Here is a 19,507-nt window from a genome sequence, read left to right as displayed (position 1 = left end):
CAAACACTGTTTTCCCGGGGTGGCGTCAATGGCAGCGCCGGCCTCATCCGGGATTCGGCTCCCGCCATCTTGCCATCGCGGCGCGGCCGGTGACCAATCCACACAGCAAACATCCAGGTCACTGCGGTGTTCAAACCTGGCGCCGGAGCCCGCCATCGGCCTCCGACAACGTTGCCGGCGGGGACGCCAGGGGCCCGGTTGCAGTTGGATCAAGGTTCCCGTCAGGCGCCTCATCGCCGCTCGCGAGCCGGTCACCCTACCCCATACTGGGGTAGGGTCGGCGGCACGAAACGCCGATCAAAACACTCCGGTGGCAACCGGGACGACCGCAGGAAGAGGGTTCGCCATCCAGCAGTTGATGATGCGGCTGAGCGGTCTGCTGCGGCGCTGGCGCTGGGTGGTCTTCGCCACCTGGCTGTTGCTCATGGTGCCGTCCCTGTATCTCGCGGCGACCCAGTCCAGCAACCTCAGCGGCGGCGGCTTCGAGGTCGCCGGCTCCCAATCGCTGCACGTCCAGCGCGAACTCGAGGACCATTTCCCCGACGAGGGCGCCTCGCCGCTGGCCCTGGTCGCGGCCCCCAACGCCAACGCCACGCAGGAAGACATGACGGCCGCCGTCGACGAGCTCAAACGCATCGCGGCCGGCGTCTCCAGCGTCAAGGTCGTCCCCGACCCCACGCAGGCCGAGCCGCAGGCCGGCAAACCCTACGTCGTGACGTTGCGCCTCGACTTCAACAACAGCGGCGCCGTCGACATCGCCAAGAAGCTCCGCACCGCGATCGGCATCAAGGACGGCAAGCCCGGCCAGACCGCCGACGGCAAGGTCCGGCTGTACGTCATCGGGCAGGGCGCACTCGGCGCGGCTGCCAGTGAGACCACCAAGCACGACGTCGCCGAGGCCGAGAAGTGGAACCTGCCGATCGTGCTGATCGTGCTGCTGGCGGTGTTCGGCTCCCTGGCCGCCGCGGCCATGCCGATGCTGCTCGGCGCCTGCACGGTGATCGTGACGATGGGAGTGGTCTACCTCCTGTCCATCTGGGTCACCATGAGCGTCTTCGCGACGACGACGCTGTCGATGTTCGGTATCGCGCTCGCCGTCGACTATTCGTTGTTCATCCTCATGCGTTTCCGGGAGGAACTGCGGGCCGGACGCGATCCGGAACAGGCCGTCGACGCGTCGATGGCGACGTCGGGCCTGGCGGTCGTGCTGTCCGGGCTCACCGTGATCGCCTCGATCACCGGCATCTATCTCATCGGCACACCGGTGCTGTCGTCGATGGCCACCGGCGCCATCCTCGCCGTCGCCATCGCGGTGCTGACGTCGACCACCCTGATCCCGGCGGTGCTGGCCACGTTCGGCAAGCGGGTCGCCAAGCGCTCGTCGTGGCTGCACGTCTCGCGCCGCTCCGACGCCGCGCAGTCGCCGTTCTGGACCCAGTGGACCGAACGCACCATGCGCTGTCCGTGGCTGTCGGCGCTGCTGGCCACCGTCTTCCTGGTCCTGCTCGCGGCACCGTCGTTCGGCATGCAACTGGGCAACAGCATGCTGCGCCAGTTCTCCCCGACGCACGAGATCCGCAGCGGCGTGGCCGCCGCGGCGGAAGCGCTGGGCCCGGGTGCCCTCGGCCCCCTCCGGGTGCTGGCGACGTTCCCCGACGCGACGGCCTCCGACGCGCAGAACACCGCGACGCTCGACGCGCTGCACCAGACCATGACGCAGGCGCCGGACGTGGCCCAGGTGGCGCCGCCGGTCTTCAGTAACGACAACCGCAGCGCCCTGTTCACGGTCGTGCTGTCGGTCGACCCCGAAGACCTCGTCGCGCGGGACTCGATCACGTGGCTGCGACAACATCTGCCGGGGGTCGCGGGCCCGAACGTCGCCATCGCGGTGGGCGGGCCGACGGCGCTGATCATGGACTTCGACCATCGCGTCGCGAACACCGAGGTGCTGGTGTTCGTCTTCGTGTCGCTCATCGCGTTCGTGATGCTGCTGATCTCGATCCGCTCGGTGGTGCTGGCGCTCAAGGGCGTCCTGATGACGGTGCTGTCGGTGGCCGCGGCCTACGGCAGCCTGGTGATCGTCTTCGAATGGGGCTGGTTCAAGGCGCTCGGCTTCAAGCCCCTGGAGTCGCTCGACACCACCATTCCGCCGCTGGTCCTGGCAATGACGTTCGGCCTGTCCATGGACTACGAGATCTTCCTGCTGACGCGTATCCGGGAACGCTTCCTGCAGACCGGCAACACCCGCGACGCCGTCGCGTACGGCGTCAGCACCAGCGCCCGCACCATCACGAGCGCCGCGCTGATCATGATCGCCGTGTTCATCGGGTTCGCGTTCGCCGGGATGCCGCTGGTGGCCCAGATGGGTGTGGCCTGCGCCGTGGCCATCGCGGTCGACGCCACGGTGGTGCGGCTGGTCCTCGTGCCGGCGCTGATGGCGATGTTCGACCAGTGGAACTGGTGGCTGCCCAAGTGGCTGGACCGCCTGCTGCCGTCAGTGGACTTCGAGAAGCCGTTGCCCGCCACCGATACCGGCAGCCTCGTCATCATCCCCGACGACATCTCCGCACTGGGCCCGTCCGGCGCCGAACTGCGCAGCGTCGTCAAGTCCGCGGCCAAGCTGAAAAACCTTGCCGCACAGACCGTCACCGTCGCCGACCCGCTGGCGTTCAGCGGCTGCGAGCCCGGCGAGCAGCAGTACGTACCACGCGCCGTGCCCCGCCGGATCGCGGCGGCGCCCCCGCGCACGGACCGCTCGCGCACCGGGCTGGCGCTGCTGCGGCGGCGCGCGCACGGGCAGTCCCGGTCCGCGTCGGACAACCCCGACGTGCACCCCGTCACCATGTGGGGCGGCCGGCTGTCGGTCGCGCTCGACGCCCTGTCGCTCGACGAGACCGACGGCCCCGCCATCGAGCGCCGCAGCCCCGTGGAGACGACGACGGTGCTGTTGCCCACCGGCGACCGGCTCGAGATCCCGACGGGCGCCGAGACGCTGCGACTCAAGGGCTACCTGATCATGTCGCGCAACAGCGTCCAGGACTACACCGACTTCGTCGATTTGGTCTCCTGCATGGATATCCGGACCGCAGCCGCGGTTCTGGCCGGAATTGACGGGTATTACTGTGGAGAACGGTCGAAGAACCAGTGGGTGGCCACCCAGTTGGTCCGTAGGTTGGCCGACCCGCACCCGTTCGACGACCACGAATCGGCAGATTGGCCCGACGTCAAACAGCGTTGTCTGGCGGTGGCGGTGGCCATGTTGGAGGAGGCGAGGTGACGTTGACATCCGAAGTGAGGGACACCCCTTCTGGTGCCGACGGTCCCGGTAAGTCCACCGCCGCCGGCACCAACGGGGCGCCCACCGTCGCGTTCCCGGCACAGGCCCCCGGCGAGAAGCCCGTCGAGTTCTGGTCGACGTCCGCCATCCGCGCCGCGCTGGAGAACGACGACCTCGCGGTGTGGCAGCGCATCGTCGTCGCCATCAAGCGCGACCCCTTCGGCCGCACCGCCCGTCAGGTCGAAGAGATTCTGGCCACGAGCAACCCGTACGGCATCTCCAAGGCGTTGGCCGAGGTGCTGGCCCGCGCCCGCACGCAGCTCGAAGCCAACGAATGCGCCGAGGTGGCCCGCCAGATCCGGCTGCTGATGGAGCGTTCCGGTCTCAGCGAGACCGAGTTCGCGTCCCGCATCGGTGTTGGCGCGCAAGAACTTTCGGCCTACACCGCCGGCACCACCAGCCCGTCGGCCGCGCTGCTGGTGCGCATGCGCCGGCTCTCGGACCGGTTCGCCCGGATGCGTTCCGCCCGCTCGTAGCCACCCGCCGAGAAGGACCAAATGGTCGCTTCTCGCGCGCCGAGACGACCATTTGGTCCCTCTCGAGCGGCTACCACCCCTACCGCGACGCGATCGGGGTCACGTCCATGACCAGCCAGCGTCCGTCCTGCTTCGTCAGCGTGACCCGCAGACCCAACACCGTCGCCTGTGCGGGTTTGTTGGGGGTGTTCTGCGTGGCCCGCATGACCACGGCGACACTGGCGAAATTGGGGCCGATGGTCTCGATACCGGCCGAGATGGTGCTCGCCTGCCCGGCCACCCCACGGCTGGTCAGATCCTTGGCGACCGCGTTGAACTCGTTGCGGTAGGCCTCCGCGCGCTGCGGCGCCATCAACGCCGTGGCGCGGTCGATCGACACGTTCGGCGCACCGGGCGTGAAGGTCGCCGACGCCTCCGCGACACTGCTGGCGATGCCGACCACCATGGACATGTCGGCGCTCGTGGTGCGATCCGGCACCGTCCACTTGGTGTAGCCGACGATGGCGGCCGCGACCACGGCGACCGTCGTCAGGCCGACGACCGCGAGCCGCAACCTGGGCGCGTCGTCATCGGTGCCCATGGTGACGCCGTCACGGCGGAACAGCACGAAGTTGACGATCGAAGCCTGCAGCACCAGCAGCCCGACGATGGTGCCCACCACGACCCACCACAGCGGCCGGTCCAGCGCCAGCCCGATGTAGACGAGGCTCGCCAGCACCGCGAGCGGCGCCAGGATGTCGAAGACCAGTACCCGCCACGCGTTCCTCATCGCAGCGTCTCCAATCGCGAGATCAGCAACTTGCCGCCGATGTCGGACACCCCGAGGCGCAACCGCCAGCGCACGGTCTGCGGCTTGGCGCCGGCGTTCTGGCTCACGGACGTGGCGATCACGAGCACCGTCGTCGTATCCGAGGAGATGGCCGCCAGCTCGGGCTGGACGGCCGGTTTGCCCTGCTCCCCCGGCGGTGCGTGGTGCAGCGTCTCCAACGCGACGGACTCGATCTGCCCGGTGGTCTGGCTCTGCAGCTTCTGCACCAGCTGGGTGAACGGCGCGACGGTGGCATCGAAATCGGCGTTGAGCTGGCCGACGGTGCCCTCGTGCAGCTTCGGCACGTTGACGGCGACGTTGTCCTTGGTCATATTGATCAGCAGGCCGGCCCACTCGGCGGCGGCCTTCATGGCCTGCGCCTCGTGCACGCGGTCCTTGTCGTCGGCCCGGTGCCCCAGGTAGACCCATGTCGCGACGACGACGGCGACGGCCGCGACGACACCCAGCACCGCGGAGACGATGCCGTAGCGGCTGAAGATTCCCTCAGCCTGATCGCTCGGCGCGGCAGCCTTGGCGGCGGTGGCCGCTCCGGCTGATCCGGTGTCTTTCGCTGTGTCTTTCGCAGCGTCTTTTTCGGCGGAGTCTTCGCTGCGCTCGTCGGGCATGGGCGTGAGGCTACCCGCAGCGCCCACCGGCACTGCAGCGGCGATGGCAGGATGGCGAGGTGACTCTCGAAGCTACCTCGCCCCGATCCGGTATCGACCTGAGCTACCTCGACCCCGACGCCCGCCCGCAGGACGACCTGTTCGGTCACGTCAACGGCCGCTGGCTCACCGACTACGACATCCCGGCCGACCGCGCCACCGACGGCGCCTTCCGCCTGCTGGCCGACCGCGCCGAGGAGCAGGTGCGCGATCTCATCACCAACGCAGCCGGCGCCCCAAACACCGATGCACAGCGCATCGGCGACCTCTACGCGAGCTTCATGGACACCGAGCAGGTGGCCGCCGTGGGCCTGGCGCCGCTGCGGGCCGAGCTGGCTCTCATCGCCGACGCTGCTACCCCTGAAGCGCTGGCCGCCGTGCTAGGCGGGCTGCAGCGCACCGGCGTCGGCGGGGGCGCCGGCGCGTACGTCGACACCGACTCCAAGGATTCGACGCGGTACCTGCTGCATTTCACGCAGTCCGGGCTCGGCCTGCCCGACGAGTCCTACTACCGCGAGCCGGCACACGCGGCGGTGCTGGCGGCCTACCCGCAGCACATCGCCCGCATGCTGAGCCTGGTCTACGGCGGCGACCAGACCGAGACCGCCGCCCGCATCGTCGCGCTGGAGACCAAGCTGGCCGCGGCGCACTGGGATGTGGTCAAGCGCCGCGACGCGGACCTGAGCTACAACCTGCGGCGGTTCGCCGATCTGGCCGACGAGGCGCCCGGTTTCGACTGGGACGGCTGGCTGGCGGCCGTCGGCGCGTCGGCCGATGTGGTCACCGAAGTCGTGGTGCGGCAACCCGATTTCCTCGTCGCCTTCGCGGCGCTGTGGGCGTCCGAGCCGCTCGAGGACTGGAAGGCGTGGCTGAGCTGGCGCGTGATCAGCGGCCGTGCCCCGATCCTGACCGACGACCTGGTCGCGGAGAACTTCGACTTCTACGGCCGCACCCTGTCCGGCACCGAGGCGATCCGGGACCGCTGGAAGCGCGGCGTCGGCCTGGTCGAGAGCCTGATGGGTGACGCCGTCGGCAAGCTCTACGTGGACCGGCACTTCCCGCCGTCCCACAAGGCGCGCATGGATGAGCTGGTGGCCAATCTGCGCGAGGCCTACCGCGTCAGCATCACCAACCTGGAGTGGATGACGCCCGAGACCCGGCAGCGCGCGCTGGCCAAGCTGGACAAGTTCACCCCGAAGATCGGCTACCCGGCACGCTGGCGGGACTACTCGAATCTGGTGATCGACGCCGGCGACCTGTATGGCAACTACCTGCGGGGCCAGGCCGTCGAGCACGATCGCGAGCTGGCCAAGCTGGGTAGCGAAGTGGACCGCGACGAGTGGTTCATGACGCCGCAGACGGTGAACGCCTACTACAACCCGGGCATGAACGAGATCGTCTTCCCCGCGGCCATTCTGCAGCCGCCGTTCTTCGACGCCGAGGCCGACGACGCCGCCAACTACGGCGGCATCGGTGCGGTGATCGGGCATGAGATCGGGCACGGTTTCGACGACCAGGGCGCCAAGTACGACGGCGACGGCAACCTCGTCGACTGGTGGACCGATGCCGACCGTGCCGAATTCGGTTTGCGGACAAAGGCTCTCATCGAGCAGTACGAGGCCTTCACGCCGCGGGCGCTGGACGCGGGCCATCACGTGAACGGTGCGTTCACCGTCGGCGAGAACATCGGCGATCTGGGTGGGCTGTCCATCGCGCTGCTGGCCTACGAGCTGTCACTGGGCGGCAAGGAGGCGCCCGTCATCGACGGGCTGACCGGCGTCCAGCGCGTCTACTTCGGCTGGGCGCAGGTGTGGCGTACCAAATCCCGTGACGCCGAAGCCATTCGGCGCCTGGCCGTCGACCCGCATTCGCCGCCGGAGTTCCGGTGCAACGGCGTGATCCGGAACATCGACTCGTTCTACGAGGCGTTCGACGTCACCACGACCGACGAGCTGTACCTGGACCCCGCCGAGCGCGTGCGCATCTGGAATTAGCCATACCACGCGAAAACCCCCTATTTCATTGGAAATAGGGGGTTTTCGCGTTGTCGACGGATCAGCGCGTGCCGGCGCCCGAACCCGAACCCGAGCCGCTGCCCGTGGACGGCGTCGCGGCCGGGGTCTGCATGCCCCACTGCCAGTCGCCCGCGCCGTCGGAGTAGTTGTAGAGACCGACCGAGTTCTTCACGACGATCGGGTCACCGCTGCCGAACTGGTCGTAGAACCACTTGGCGTTGTCGGGCGCCAGGTTGATGCAGCCGTGGCTGACGTTGCGCTTGCCCTGGTCGGACACCGACCAGGGGGCGCTGTGCACGAACGCGCCGCTGTTGTCGATGCGGACGGCCCACTGCACCTTCAGCTTGTAGCCCTCGGGGGAGTTGACGGGGACACCGTAGGTCGACGAGTCCATCACGATGTCCGGGAACTTCTCCAGCACGTAGTAGGTGCCGTTCTTGGTCTCGTCGCCGGTCTTGCCCATGGACATCGGGAACGTCTTCTCGACCTTGCCGTTGCGGCTGATGGTCATCTGGTGCGTCGCGTTGTCGGCGGTGGCGACCAGCGCGTCACCGGTGCGGAAGCTGGACTTGGTGCCCGCGGCGTCGATGTTGACGACGGTGTTGGCCGGCCAGAAGGCGATGGGCCGCCAGCGCAGCTGGGTGTCGGTCACCCAATAGAACATGCCGGGCACCGGCGGGTTCGACGAGATGTGCACGGCGTCCTGCGCCATCTGCTTGTTGGCGATGGGCCGCGGGAAGTTGATGTAGATCGGCTTGGCCACACCCACCATGGACCCATTCACCGGGTTGAAGGTCGGCGGGTTGAACGGCGGCTGACCGACGAACGGGGTCGGGTTCTGGCCTGCCGGAGTACCTGGCGGGATCGGCTGGGGTTCGCCGGGGATCGGGGCGCCCGGGATGACGGGCGCAGGCGCCGGCACCGGTTCAGCAGCCGGCGGGATCGGCGGTGGCAAGGGTGCCTCAGTGGGAAGACCCGGATCGATGGGCGCTGCCGCCACATCGGGGTCCGGCGCATCCGGGTCGGCCAGTGCCGACGGGGTTGCGACGGTCATTCCGGCGACCAGTCCGGCCGCCACGACCGCGGTCAGAAGCTTGCTCTTGTTCCACTGCGGCATCCGCCACCTCCAGTTCACAACGTCCCCAGTCTCTCATAGCGCGCTGACCGGCCCCTGCCGCGAAAGCCCGTCGTACCGCGATTTCGGCCCCGTCGAAGGCGGCTGAACTGCCCAGTTGATCGCCTCAGATATGTCGAGCGTTACTCTCACCGGTCACACGCGACACCCGGGAAACACGGCGGACGGCTGTCGAAGCCGCGGAATCCGCGCACAATCGACCATGTGATTGTTGCCTTCAGCGTCAGCCCGATGGGTGGTGACGAGTCCGGCGGCGTCGCCGCGGCCGTCGCCGCAGCCGTGCGGGTGGTGCGCGAGTCCGGCCTGCCCAACGAGACCAACGCGATGTTCACGAACATCGAAGGTGAGTGGGACGAGGTGATGGCCGTCGTCAAGCGGGCCGTGGACGCCGTGGCTGCGGTGTCCCCGCGGGTCAGCCTGGTCCTCAAGGCCGACATCCGGCCCGGCTACACCGGCCAGCTGACCGCGAAGGTCCAGCGCATCGAGGACGAACTCGGCACGTAGCCGCAACGCGGCCGTCGACCCCTAACACGATCGACACACGCCCGTACTGCCGGCGCCATCATGCTGCCGACAATGGTCAGGCATGGGTTCTGATGTGCACGGGTTCGCCGCTGGTCCGACCATCGGCCCGTCGGTGGCCGAAATCCTCGATTCGCACGCCGCCGGCACCGGCTCTCCGGTCAAGACCGCGGCCCGCGTGGCCGACGCCATCGCCGCCCGCGGGGATGACGGCACCTGGCTGTCCGTCGTGCCGCGCGAGGAGCTGTTGGCGGCCGCGGCGGAGATCGAGAACCGGCCCGGCGCACGCACACTGCCGCTGTACGGCGTGCCGTTCGGTGTGAAGGACAGCATCGACGTCGCCGGCGTGCCCACGACCCTGTCCTGCCCCGACTACGCGTACGTCGCCGAGCGAACCGCACCGGCCGTGCAACGCCTGCTCGACGCGGGCGCGCTCTATGTCGGCAAGACCAACCTCGACCAGTTCGCGACGGGTCTCAACGGCACCCGGACGCCCTATACGGTGCCGCGCAGCGTCTACGGCGGTGGTCTCATCTCGGGCGGGTCCAGTTCGGGCTCCGCGCTGGCGGTCGCGCTGGGCCAGGTGCCGTTCGCGGTGGCCACCGACACAGCCGGGTCCGGCCGGGTCCCCGCCGCCCTCAACGGCGTGGTCGGTTTCAAACCGTCCCGCGGACTGATCAGCACTGTCGGACTGGTACCGGCGTGCAAGTCGCTGGACTGCCTCAGCGTGATGGCGGGCTGCATCGACGACGTGGACCGGGTGTTCGACGTGATGGCCGGCCGCGACGACGCCGACGCGTGGTCGCGCGACCGGGGACCGCGCCGCGGCGGCGGGCCGATCCGGGTCGGCCTACCGCCGATCGCCGAACTGGAATTCTTCGGCGACGACGCCATGCGCGCAGCGCATCTGAGTTTCCGCGAACACCTCGAGCGCCTGGCCGTCATCGTCGAGGTGTCACTGGCGCCGTTCCTCGCCGCGGGAGCCCTGCTCTATCAGGGCCCGTGGGTGGCCGAGCGGCTCGTCGAGTTCGGTGATTTCCTTGCCCGACAACCTGATTCGATCCACCCCGTGGTGCGCGACATCTTCCGCAGCGGCCTGAACTACACCGCGGTGGACGCGTTCGCCGCCCTGCAGAAGCTGCAAGAGCTCAAGGCCGAGGTGGGACGACTCTGGCAGTCCATGGACATCCTGGTGGTGCCGACCATCGGGACCACCTTCACCGTCGAGCAGGTGCAGGCCAACCCGATCGATTGCAACACGATGCTGGGCCACTACACGCACTTCGGCAATCTGCTCGATCTCCTGGGCGTCGCGGTCCCGCTCGGCGTGACCGGTGACGGCCGTCCGTACAGCGCGATGCTGCTGGGCAACGCCCTGTCGGACGACACCGCGCTGACGCTGGCCGCGCGCATCCTCGACGAGCCCCGCACGACAACCGAGGTCGCCGCGGCGCCCGTCACGGAGCTCGCATGACGACTGTCGCGGTACCGGCCGCACCGACTCCGTTCACGCTCATCGCGGGTCAGACGGCGCTGATCGTCATCGACATGCAACGCGATTTCCTGCTGCCCGGCGGCTTCGGCGAGAGCCTCGGCAACGACGTCGACCAGCTGCTCAAGGTGGTGCCACCGCTGGCGGCGTTGCTCGCCGCGGCCCGTGCCGCCGGGGTCATGGTCATCCACACCCGCGAGGGCCACGAACCAGACCTGTCGGACTGCCCGCCCGCCAAGCTCAATCGCGGTGCGCCGTCGAAACGGATCGGGGATCCCGGCAAGTACGGCCGCATCCTGATCCGCGGTGAGTACGGCCACGACATCGTCGACGAGCTGGCCCCGATCGACGGCGAGTTGGTGATCGACAAGCCGGGCAAGGGCGCGTTCTACGCCACCGGGCTGCAGGACGCGCTGACCGCTGCGGGCATCACGCAACTGCTCGTCACCGGCGTCACCACCGAGGTGTGCGTGCACACCACCACCCGCGAAGCCAATGACCGCGGCTACGAGTGCCTGGTCGTATCCGATTGCGTCGGTTCATATTTCCCGGAGTTCCAGCGGGTGGGCCTGGAGATGATCGCCGCGCAGGGCGGCATTTTCGGCTGGGTCGCGGACACCGCGGCGGTCATTCCCGCGCTGCAACAACTCGGCGCCCCGTCACCTTCTGCGGTCTAGAGAGGACCTGCCCATGTCCACCGACGTCTCCGATCCCCCGGCCGCCGGCACCCCAAAGCCGGCCCTGTCCATTCCGTGGTGGACGCGTGGCGACACCAACGCGTTCTTCGGGCTGGGGTTCAACATCCTGGTCAACGTCCTGACGCTGACGGGTCTCATGATCGGCGTCGTCAAGGTCCCCGCCGGTGACGTACTCGGCACGATCCTGCCCGCGCTCGGGGTGGCGCTGATCCTCGGCAACCTCTACTACACGTTCCTGGCCCGCCGCCTCGCGCGGCGCGAAAACCGCACGGACGTCACGGCTTTGCCGTACGGCCCGAGCGTGCCGCACATGTTCATCGTGGTGTTCGTGGTGATGCTGCCGGTCTACCTGCACACCAAGGATGCGATGCGGGCCTGGCAGGCGGGGCTGGCGTGGGCCTTCATGATCGGCATCATCGTGATGATCGGTGCGTTCGTCGGCCCCTACATCCGCAAACTGACACCGCGGGCGGCCATGCTCGGGACGCTGGCCGGCATCTCCATCACGTTCATCTCGATGCGGCCGGCGGCCCAGATGTGGGAGGCGGCCTGGATCGGACTGCCGGTGCTGGCGATCATCCTGATCGGGTTCTTCACCGACGTGAAGCTGCCGTTCGGCATCCCGACCGGACTTGCGGCACTGCTCGTCGGTACCGCCATCGGCTGGATCGGCGGGTTCATGTCGGCGCCCGATGTCGCCAAGGCGGTGTCCGACGTCGCGATCGGGCTCCCCGACCTGCGGATCGGCATGCTGCTCTCGGGCCTGTCGCATCTGGCCCCGCTGCTGGGGACCGCCATACCGCTCGGCGTCTACAACTTCACCGAGGCGATGAGCAACGTCGAGAGCGCGTCCGCCGCCGGCGACAACTACAACCTGCGCAGCGTGCTGCTGGCCGACGGCGCGGGCGCGGTGATCGGCTCGGCCTTCGGCTCGCCGTTCCCGCCTGCCGTCTACATCGGCCACCCCGGCTGGAAGGACGCCGGCGGCCGGGCCGGGTATTCGCTGGCCAGTGGCGTGCTGATCGGGGCCTTCTGCTTCCTGGGCCTGTTCGGCGTGCTCGACGCGCTGTTGCCGGTGCCCGCGATCGTGCCGATCCTGCTCTACATCGGTCTGCTGATCGGCGCGCAGGCCTTCCAGGCGGTGCCGCGCCTGCATGCCGTCGCCGTCGTCGCGGCGCTGCTGCCCAACCTCGCGCAATGGGCCGGCGGCCTCGTCGACAACGCGCTGAATGCCGCCGGCACCTCGGCCGCGGCAGTGGGCCTGGACAAGCTCAACGGCGCGGGCGTGGTCTACCAGGGGTTGCAGACGCTCGGCGAGGGCGCGGTGCTCGTCGGCCTGATTCTCGGCACCATGGTTACCTTCATCCTGGAGAAGAAGTTCCGCTACGCGGCCATTGCGTCGGTCGTCGGTGCGGCGTTGTCCTTCATCGGTCTGATCCACGCACCCGAGGTGGCGTGGGCGGCCAATCCACAGGTCGCCCTGGGCTATCTGTTCTTCGGCCTGGTGTGCGCCGCGTACTCGCGGTTACCCGGCGCCGATCAACCGGTCACGGTCGACGAGTCGGACGTCGTCGCCGGGCACTAGGAGACGGCGCGATCACAATGTGCCCCTGACAGCGGCGCCATCGCAAATGACTCGATGACGACGCTCGTGGAGTCACATTGCGTCAGGACCGGACGAGCCGCGCGATCGCCGCGGAGGCCTCGGCCAGCTTCTGCTCGGCCTCGTCGCCGCCGACCGCCACCGCGTGGCTCACGCAGTGCCCCAGGTGCTCGTCGAGCAGCGCCAGCGCGACCGACTGCAACGCGCTGTTCACCGCGCTGATCTGCGTCAACACGTCGATGCAGTACTTGTCCTCATCGATCATCTTGGCGATGCCGCGGACCTGTCCCTCGACGCGCCGCAGCCGCTTGGCGTAGTTGTCCTTGTTCGGCGAATAGCCGTGTTGGGCCTCAGGGTGACCCGCCACCGCAACGTCCGACTCGTCTGCCGTCATAACCCCAGCGTACCGCATACCCCTTAGGGGTATCCAATGCAATTTCGCTTGGTGGCGGCGGGCATACTTACCTGCATGTCTGCTGATCAGCCCGATATCAAGCCCCGCAGTCGCGACGTCACCGACGGTCTCGAGAAAACCGCAGCCCGCGGCATGCTGCGCGCGGTAGGCATGGGTGACGACGACTGGGGCAAGCCGCAGATCGGCGTCGGGTCGTCGTGGAACGAGATCACCCCCTGCAACATGTCGCTGCAGCGGCTGGCGCAGTCGGTCAAGGAGGGCGTGCACGCCGCCGGCGGTTACCCGCTGGAGTTCGGCACCATCTCCGTCTCCGACGGCATCTCGATGGGCCATGAGGGCATGCACTTCTCGCTGGTGTCGCGCGAGGTCATCGCCGACAGCGTCGAGACGGTCATGCAGGCCGAGCGCCTGGACGGCTCGGTGCTGCTCGCCGGTTGCGACAAGTCGATCCCCGGCATGCTGATGGCGGCCGCCCGGCTGAACCTCGCGAGCGTGTTCTTCTACAACGGCTCGATCATGCCCGGCGTCGCGAAGCTGACCGACGGCACCGAGAAGGAAGTCACCATCATCGACGCCTTCGAGGCGGTCGGTGCGTGCGCCCGCGGGCTGATGTCCCGCGAGGACGTCGACATCATCGAACGCGCCATCTGTCCGGGCGAAGGCGCCTGTGGCGGTATGTACACCGCCAACACCATGGCGTCGGCGGCCGAGGCCCTCGGTATGTCGTTGCCGGGCAGCGCTTCTCCCGTCGCCATCGACAAGCGCCGCGACGAGTTCGCCCGCAAGTCCGGTGAGGCCGTCGTCGAGATGCTGCGCCGCGGCATCACCGCGCGCGACATCCTGACCAAGGAGGCGTTCGAGAACGCCATCGCCGTCGTCATGGCCTTCGGCGGCTCCACCAACGCGGTGCTGCACCTGCTGGCCATCGCCCGCGAGGCCGAGGTCGAGCTGACGCTCGCGGACTTCACCCGCATCGGCAACAAGGTGCCGCACCTGGCCGACGTGAAACCCTTCGGCCGCCACGTGATGAAGGACGTCGACGAGATCGGCGGCGTGCCCGTCGTCATGCGCGCCCTGCTGGATGCCGGTCTGCTGCACGGTGATTGCCTCACCGTCACCGGCAAGACCATGGCCGAGAACCTCGCCCACATCGCGCCGCCCGACCCGGACGGCAAGGTGCTGCGCGCGATGAACAACCCGATCCACCCGACGGGCGGCATCACCATCCTGCACGGCTCGCTGGCTCCCGAGGGCGCCGTCGTGAAGTCGGCCGGCTTCGAGTCCGACGTTTTCGAGGGCACCGCAAGGGTTTTCGAGCGCGAGCGGGCCGCCCTCGACGCGCTGGAGGACGGCACCATCACGCACGGCGACGTCGTCGTCATCCGCTATGAGGGCCCCAAGGGCGGCCCGGGTATGCGCGAGATGCTGGCCATCACCGGCGCCATCAAGGGCGCCGGCCTGGGCAAGGACGTGCTGCTGATGACCGACGGCCGCTTCTCGGGTGGGACGACGGGCCTGTGCGTCGGGCACATCGCGCCGGAGGCCGTCGACGGCGGCCCCATCGCGTTCGTGCGCGACGGCGACCGCATCCGTCTCGACGTCGCCAATGGCAAGCTGGACCTGCTCGTCGACGAAGCCGAATTGGCCTCGCGCCGTGAAGGTTTCGAGCCGCTGCCGCCGCGCTACAAGACCGGCGTGCTGGCCAAGTACACCAAGCTGGTCCAGTCCGCCGCCGTCGGCGCCGTCTGCACCTAGCCGGGATTTGTGCACGATTTTCCGCGGTAGGCGCGGAAAATCGTGCACAAAACACCCGGTGGGCGGGCTCGGTGATAGCGTGAGGTCGGGCGCGCAGGACCGCCCGACGTCCGCTCGAAGAGGCTCAGCCTCCCTGCTGATTGCTTCACCTTGTGACCGACCTCTTCTCGGCCCGATTCGCGGACACGGGCGCATGAGAGGAGGCCGCCATGGCCAGCACACTGCCCACCAATCCGTCCCTGGACAAACTGCGCGCCGAAGCACGCACGCTGCAGCGGGCGAACGGCATCGCGCTACACGCCGCCCAGCTCGCCGTCGCCCGTCGGTATGGCTTCACCGGCTGGCCCGCACTGGTGCACTACCTGCGGCTGGCCGCGGATCTGAGCGTCGACCCGGGCGCCGTCGACGAGAACGCCCTCGACCCCGCTGACCGGTTCTGCTCATGGGCGGTATTGCGGTACGACGAATCCGACGCCCCGCCGCGCCGGCAGTCCGCTGCCGAGCTGCTCGCCGCCCAGCCTGATGTGGTTTCCCGCAGCGTCTGGGCCGCAGCCGCGGCCGGTGATCCGGTCGCGCTGGCCGACCATCTCACTCGTCGCCCGGCACTGGCCGGCACCGGCGGCGGGCCGTTCGGCTGGGTGCCCATGATGTACCTCTGCTACTCGCGGATTCCCTTGGGCCGCAGTGCAAATGACGTCCTGGCCGCCGCGGCGCTCCTGCTCGACGCCGGAGCCGATCCGAACGGCGGTTACCTGTGGTGCGGCATGTCGACGCCGTTCACACTGTTGACCGGGGTGTTCGGCGAAGGCGAGCAAGGGCCGCGGCGGCAGCCCCGGCATCCGCATGCCACCGAGCTCGCGACGCTGCTCCTGCGCCGCGGGGCCCATCCGGTTGATCAGCAGACGCTCTACAACCGGATGTTCCGCCCGGACGATTCGCACCTGGAACTACTGTTCGCCCACGGTCTCGCCGACGCCGGGCCCAGCCCGTGGGAGCGACGGCTCGGCGAGGCGATGGAGACGCGAGAACAGCTGTGGCAGCGGCAGATTCGCTGGGCCGCCGAGCACGGGTTCCGCGATCGCCTCGACCTGCTCGCCCGGCACGGCATCGACGTGTCGGGTGTCGAACTCGTCGCGCAGACCTTTCCGGACGATCCCAACGCCCGTGACGATGAGGGCGCGACGCCGCTGCACCACGCCGCGTGGGAGGGCGACCTGCCGCTGATCCGGCGGCTGCTGGAGGCGGGCGCCGATCCGTCCATCACCGACGGACGGTTCGGCTCGACGCCGTTACAGTGGGCCGAGCACGCCTATCAGACCGAGGCCGCTGAACTGCTGCGCGCCGCGACTTCGGACACCACTTCCGAGTACCACTGAAACAGCTTGATGCGGTGCGGGGCATCGCTTTTGAGCAGTTCTGCCCAGCATTCCGCGACCTTCGCCCGCGCTGCGACGCCGATCCACGGCTGTGGCAACAACTCTGGCGGCAGCAGCGGGTCTGGCTCGAGCGCGCGACTGAATTCGGCGGCCAGCTCGATGGCAGTGGTGAGCTGCGCGGTCGGGGCGGCGCCCGGCAAGGCGGACAGTGCGCGTTCGGCGACGGAGAGCAGTCGCCGGTGACGTTCGGCGATGTCGTCCAGGGGCCACAGGAGGCCCGCGACGGCTCGCGGCTCATCGGTGCCTCCGACGGCCAAATCCGCGGTCGTGAGCGTGGTGACGTGGTCGGTGATCGCCAATTGTTCTGCCGTGGCGGCTATTTCGCTGTCCCAGTCATTCGGCGAGACGTACAGACCACCTTGAATCGCGGCGCCACCGAGGCGCATGATCGCGTCACGCATGGCGTCACGCGCCGACCGGATCGACTCCGGGACGGCGAACGCCACGACGTGCCAGCGTCCGTCCCACGGGTTGTCGCCCCGGTCCTGGGCGTACATGAGCCGGAGGTAGTCGAGGTCCGGGGTGATGCTGCTGCGCAGCTCATCGGTCGCCCGCAGCACCGCTTTCCGGCCGCGTCCGTCCTGGACGAACTGCCCGTCGGCGACCAGTCGCTTGATGCACAACCGTACCTGCTGGTCCGTCATCCCGAGTTCGCCCGCGACGTCGTACAGCGCACCGGCGTCGATGGTGGCATCGTCCCGCAGCATGCTCTCGACGAGGGTGCGGGTCGGCACTTCGATGGGTGCGTCCAACGGTCAGCTCCTTGTGCCCGCGGTACGACGGGCGGGGCACCCAAGTCTAGGCACGTTCGTCCTGTTCGACGATGACGAACGGCCGGCCGTCGGGCCGATCGAGTTGGCGGGCCAGGTCGGCGAAGAATCGCGGCGCGTCGATGACGGCGTCGGGCGGGTGCACCCCCGGGCGCCGCGCGGTGCCGTCGACGATCTGCGCCAGGCCCAACGCCAGCGGGATGCCCGTGGCCCGGGCCATGTCCCCGAACAATCCAGCCGCGCTCCCGGACAGGTCGAGGTGGGTCAGCACCGTGCGGTCGCGTCCGGCGCGGGTGCCGGACACCGCGGCGAAGAACGGCGGTAGCGTGCCCGGACCTTTGCTTCGCCACGACAACGGCACAGATCGTAAGTAGTGCAACAGGTTCGGTTTCGCGAACTGCAGTGCTGCCGTCTCGTGGGTCAGTCGGCGCCGGTCGGTGTCGCGACGCAGCACATCGAGGTAGGCCAGGGTCTGCGGCCGCATCACCATGAGGTTGACGGCCTCGCCGGTGAGTCCGAGCGTGCGCCGCAACGTGATGGGCTCGGGCTGGCCCACCGTGTACGCGGTGCCGCGACGGCCACCCGGCAGGGTCAACCCGACCGCGCGCAGCGGACGCTCGAACGTCAGCTGTCCACCCCGGACGGTGCAGATTTTGCCGCTGCTCTGCAGCATCCAGTGCACGGCCGCGGCCGACGGCCGGCCGTCTGGGCCCAACAGCACCTCGCCACCATCGCCGCCCGTCCCGGACACGTCGACCGGCCATGCGGTGTAGGCGTCGCGCACCGTGTCGAGTTCGGCGGCCGCCGTGGCGACGAGCAGGTTGCTCACTCCCGGGCTGGCCCCCATTCCGATGACAGCGCAAACGTCTGCGGCACGGGCGGTTTCGTCGAGTTCGAGCATCTGCACCGTCGGTTCCCAGTCGTCGCAGATGTCGACGTAGTGCGTGCCCGTAGCGATCGCGGCGCGCAGCACCGGGACTCCGAAGCGATAGTACGGCCCGACGGTGTTGACGACGAGATCCGCCCGGTCCAGGCGCCGGCACAGGGCCACCTCATCCGTGACGTCAACCTGGGCGGCACTGACCCGCACCGGCGCCTCGGCGAGTTGTCCGCACAACCGGTGTGCGGCGGCACCGTCCCGGTCGGCGATGACGATCTCGTCGACCCGGGGCAGCCGCGCGGCGAGCCGGACCGCCACCGCACCCATCGCGCCGGGGCCACCCAACGCAAGGATCCTCATCCGGCCTCCTTGGCGGCGGGCAGTTCCTGGACGTAGCGCCGCAGATTGTCTAGGTAGCTGGGTGCGTAGATCTGCCGAGGCGCGAAAGTTCCTATCACATAGGCTTTTACGCTGTCGGGATTGCTTTCCAGGTCATCCTTGGCGAGGCTGTGCGAGGCGTGCGGATAGGTCTGGACCGTCAACAGATCGGGACGCACCAGCGCGCGATAGACGCGTTCGGTTTCGGTCACGTCGACGTTCCGGTCGCCCTCGCCGAGCTCCAGCAGCACCGGGACCGCGAGACGCGGCAACGTCGCGCTGACGTCCGCACGGTAGTTACGGGCGACGAATCCCCAGCGGTCCGCGGACATCGGCGACGCGTCGATGCCCGCCATGCGGTACTCGTGGTAGGTGGCACCGTTGCGCAGCAGCTGATTCGTCCGCTCTCGTCGGACCAGGGCCGCCGCCAGTTCCGACTGCGGTGCGTTCCGCGCCCGTAGTTCAGCCCGCAGGTTGTACTCACCCTGCCGCATCCAATTGATTGCCGGCCCAACGAGAATCATGAACTGCAAGTCGGGTTTGCGCACCGCCACCTCGGGCGCCACCCATCCACCTTGGCTGATACCCCAGATGCCGACGCGGTGCGGATCGATGTCGGCCCGGGTGCGGGCCCAGTCGATCGCGGCGCTCGTCTCGTCGGCCCGGTCAGCCAGGCTCTGGTTCAGCCAGTTGCCGGGCGCGCCGCCGACGCCGGGCTTGTTCCACGACAACGACGCATAGCCGGCCTCCGCGAAGGACTCCCAGATGGGCCGGTAGAACGCGTCGCGGCTGGCATCGGCGGGACCGTCGCCGTGGACGAACACGACCAGGCCGAACGGTCCCTTCCCCGTCTTGGGCAGGGCCAGCACACCGTCAAGGGGCTGCGCCGGCGCAGGGATGGTGACGCGCTGCTCGCGGATCGCGAAGTCGTTGGCGTACAGCACCCAGCCGCCCGCCGAAACCACGACCGCGACGACACAACCCAATGCGATCAGCGTGCGACGCACCCAGGTAGGACGGTGACGACCCACGGCAGAACTATCATCCATTCCACGATCGTAGCTCACACGATAGTTAATCGAGAGTGGCGTCAGCCACTCGCGATGCGAAGACTCCTCGCGA

16 protein-coding genes are annotated in these 19,507 nt (G+C 68.7%); 9 read left to right on the top strand and 7 right to left on the bottom strand.

Annotated features, from left to right (window positions below):
• Positions 1-358: 358 nt before the first annotated feature.
• On the top strand, positions 359-3,277 hold the full coding sequence (locus ACZ5IQ_RS00830) for an MMPL family transporter (RefSeq protein WP_135357940.1): 2,919 nt from the start codon (positions 359-361) through the stop codon (positions 3,275-3,277).
• Complete coding sequence (locus ACZ5IQ_RS00825; protein ID WP_135357928.1) at positions 3,274-3,813, top strand: helix-turn-helix domain-containing protein; 540 nt, start codon at positions 3,274-3,276, stop codon at positions 3,811-3,813. Before ACZ5IQ_RS00830 ends, ACZ5IQ_RS00825 begins: the two co-directional genes overlap by 4 nt.
• A gap of 79 nt (positions 3,814-3,892) precedes the next feature.
• Here ACZ5IQ_RS00825 and ACZ5IQ_RS00820 read toward each other — a convergent pair whose 3' ends face one another.
• Entirely contained in the window at positions 3,893-4,582 is a 690-nt protein-coding gene (locus ACZ5IQ_RS00820; RefSeq protein ID WP_318984813.1) for a hypothetical protein, read from the bottom strand.
• Positions 4,579-5,247, bottom strand: a complete 669-nt coding sequence (locus tag ACZ5IQ_RS00815) for a hypothetical protein (protein WP_406802149.1) — start codon at positions 5,245-5,247, stop codon at positions 4,579-4,581. Before ACZ5IQ_RS00815 ends, ACZ5IQ_RS00820 begins: the two co-directional genes overlap by 4 nt.
• A gap of 59 nt (positions 5,248-5,306) precedes the next feature.
• Between ACZ5IQ_RS00815 and ACZ5IQ_RS00810 the strand changes: the two genes are divergently transcribed.
• Positions 5,307-7,280: a M13 family metallopeptidase gene (locus ACZ5IQ_RS00810; RefSeq protein WP_464480665.1), complete on the top strand. Its 1,974-nt coding sequence runs from the start codon at positions 5,307-5,309 to the stop codon at positions 7,278-7,280.
• Positions 7,281-7,341: 61 nt separating this feature from the next.
• On the opposite strand, the gene ACZ5IQ_RS00805 is transcribed toward ACZ5IQ_RS00810, so the two are convergent.
• The gene (locus ACZ5IQ_RS00805) at positions 7,342-8,418 is read right to left on the bottom strand and encodes a L,D-transpeptidase (protein WP_464480664.1); all 1,077 of its coding nucleotides are present in this window, start codon (positions 8,416-8,418) and stop codon (positions 7,342-7,344) included.
• A 222-nt stretch (positions 8,419-8,640) separates the two neighbouring features.
• Here ACZ5IQ_RS00805 and ACZ5IQ_RS00800 point away from each other — a divergent pair, with 222 nt between their 5' ends.
• The 4 genes from ACZ5IQ_RS00800 to ACZ5IQ_RS00785 all read left to right on the top strand — a co-directional run bounded on the left by ACZ5IQ_RS00800 (position 8,641) and on the right by ACZ5IQ_RS00785 (position 12,733).
• A complete protein-coding gene (locus tag ACZ5IQ_RS00800) occupies positions 8,641-8,940 on the top strand; it encodes a thiamine-binding protein (protein WP_064978907.1) in 300 nt (99 codons plus the stop codon).
• 82 nt (positions 8,941-9,022) lie between these two features.
• Positions 9,023-10,432, top strand: coding sequence for an allophanate hydrolase (locus tag ACZ5IQ_RS00795; protein WP_212807928.1), 1,410 nt, complete (start codon positions 9,023-9,025; stop codon positions 10,430-10,432).
• Positions 10,429-11,127 carry a cysteine hydrolase family protein gene (locus tag ACZ5IQ_RS00790; protein WP_212807927.1) on the top strand — a complete coding sequence of 233 codons (699 nt, stop codon included), beginning with the start codon at positions 10,429-10,431 and terminating at the stop codon, positions 11,125-11,127. Before ACZ5IQ_RS00795 ends, ACZ5IQ_RS00790 begins: the two co-directional genes overlap by 4 nt.
• Positions 11,128-11,140: 13 nt before the next feature.
• The gene (locus tag ACZ5IQ_RS00785) at positions 11,141-12,733 is read left to right on the top strand and encodes a SulP family inorganic anion transporter (RefSeq protein ID WP_464480663.1); all 1,593 of its coding nucleotides are present in this window, start codon (positions 11,141-11,143) and stop codon (positions 12,731-12,733) included.
• 82 nt (positions 12,734-12,815) lie between these two features.
• Here ACZ5IQ_RS00785 and ricR read toward each other — a convergent pair whose 3' ends face one another.
• A complete protein-coding gene (gene ricR, locus ACZ5IQ_RS00780; protein WP_212807925.1) occupies positions 12,816-13,145 on the bottom strand; it encodes a copper-sensing transcriptional repressor RicR in 330 nt (109 codons plus the stop codon).
• 75 nt (positions 13,146-13,220) lie between these two features.
• On the opposite strand from ricR, the gene ilvD reads away from it, so the two are divergent.
• Both ilvD and ACZ5IQ_RS00770 read left to right on the top strand, forming a co-directional pair.
• Positions 13,221-14,921 carry a dihydroxy-acid dehydratase gene (gene ilvD / locus ACZ5IQ_RS00775; protein ID WP_212807924.1) on the top strand — a complete coding sequence of 567 codons (1,701 nt, stop codon included), beginning with the start codon at positions 13,221-13,223 and terminating at the stop codon, positions 14,919-14,921.
• A 209-nt stretch (positions 14,922-15,130) separates the two neighbouring features.
• Positions 15,131-16,297, top strand: a complete 1,167-nt coding sequence (locus ACZ5IQ_RS00770) for an ankyrin repeat domain-containing protein (RefSeq protein ID WP_464480662.1) — start codon at positions 15,131-15,133, stop codon at positions 16,295-16,297.
• Here the strand turns inward: ACZ5IQ_RS00770 and ACZ5IQ_RS00765 are convergent.
• The 3 genes from ACZ5IQ_RS00765 to ACZ5IQ_RS00755 form a co-directional block, all read right to left on the bottom strand.
• Positions 16,234-17,064: a PaaX family transcriptional regulator C-terminal domain-containing protein gene (locus ACZ5IQ_RS00765; protein WP_464481520.1), complete on the bottom strand. Its 831-nt coding sequence runs from the start codon at positions 17,062-17,064 to the stop codon at positions 16,234-16,236. The two genes, ACZ5IQ_RS00770 and ACZ5IQ_RS00765, sit on opposite strands and share 64 nt — an antisense overlap.
• Positions 17,065-17,155: 91 nt before the next feature.
• Positions 17,156-18,367: a saccharopine dehydrogenase family protein gene (locus tag ACZ5IQ_RS00760; RefSeq protein ID WP_464480661.1), complete on the bottom strand. Its 1,212-nt coding sequence runs from the start codon at positions 18,365-18,367 to the stop codon at positions 17,156-17,158.
• Entirely contained in the window at positions 18,364-19,434 is a 1,071-nt protein-coding gene (locus ACZ5IQ_RS00755) for an alpha/beta hydrolase family protein (RefSeq protein WP_464480660.1), read from the bottom strand. Before ACZ5IQ_RS00755 ends, ACZ5IQ_RS00760 begins: the two co-directional genes overlap by 4 nt.
• Positions 19,435-19,507: the final 73 nt, after the last annotated feature.

The sequence above is a fragment of the Mycobacterium toneyamaense genome, assembly GCF_055384815.1.
Note: the sequence above shows the minus strand (reverse complement) of the source record. Positions and strands in the feature narration are given on the sequence as shown.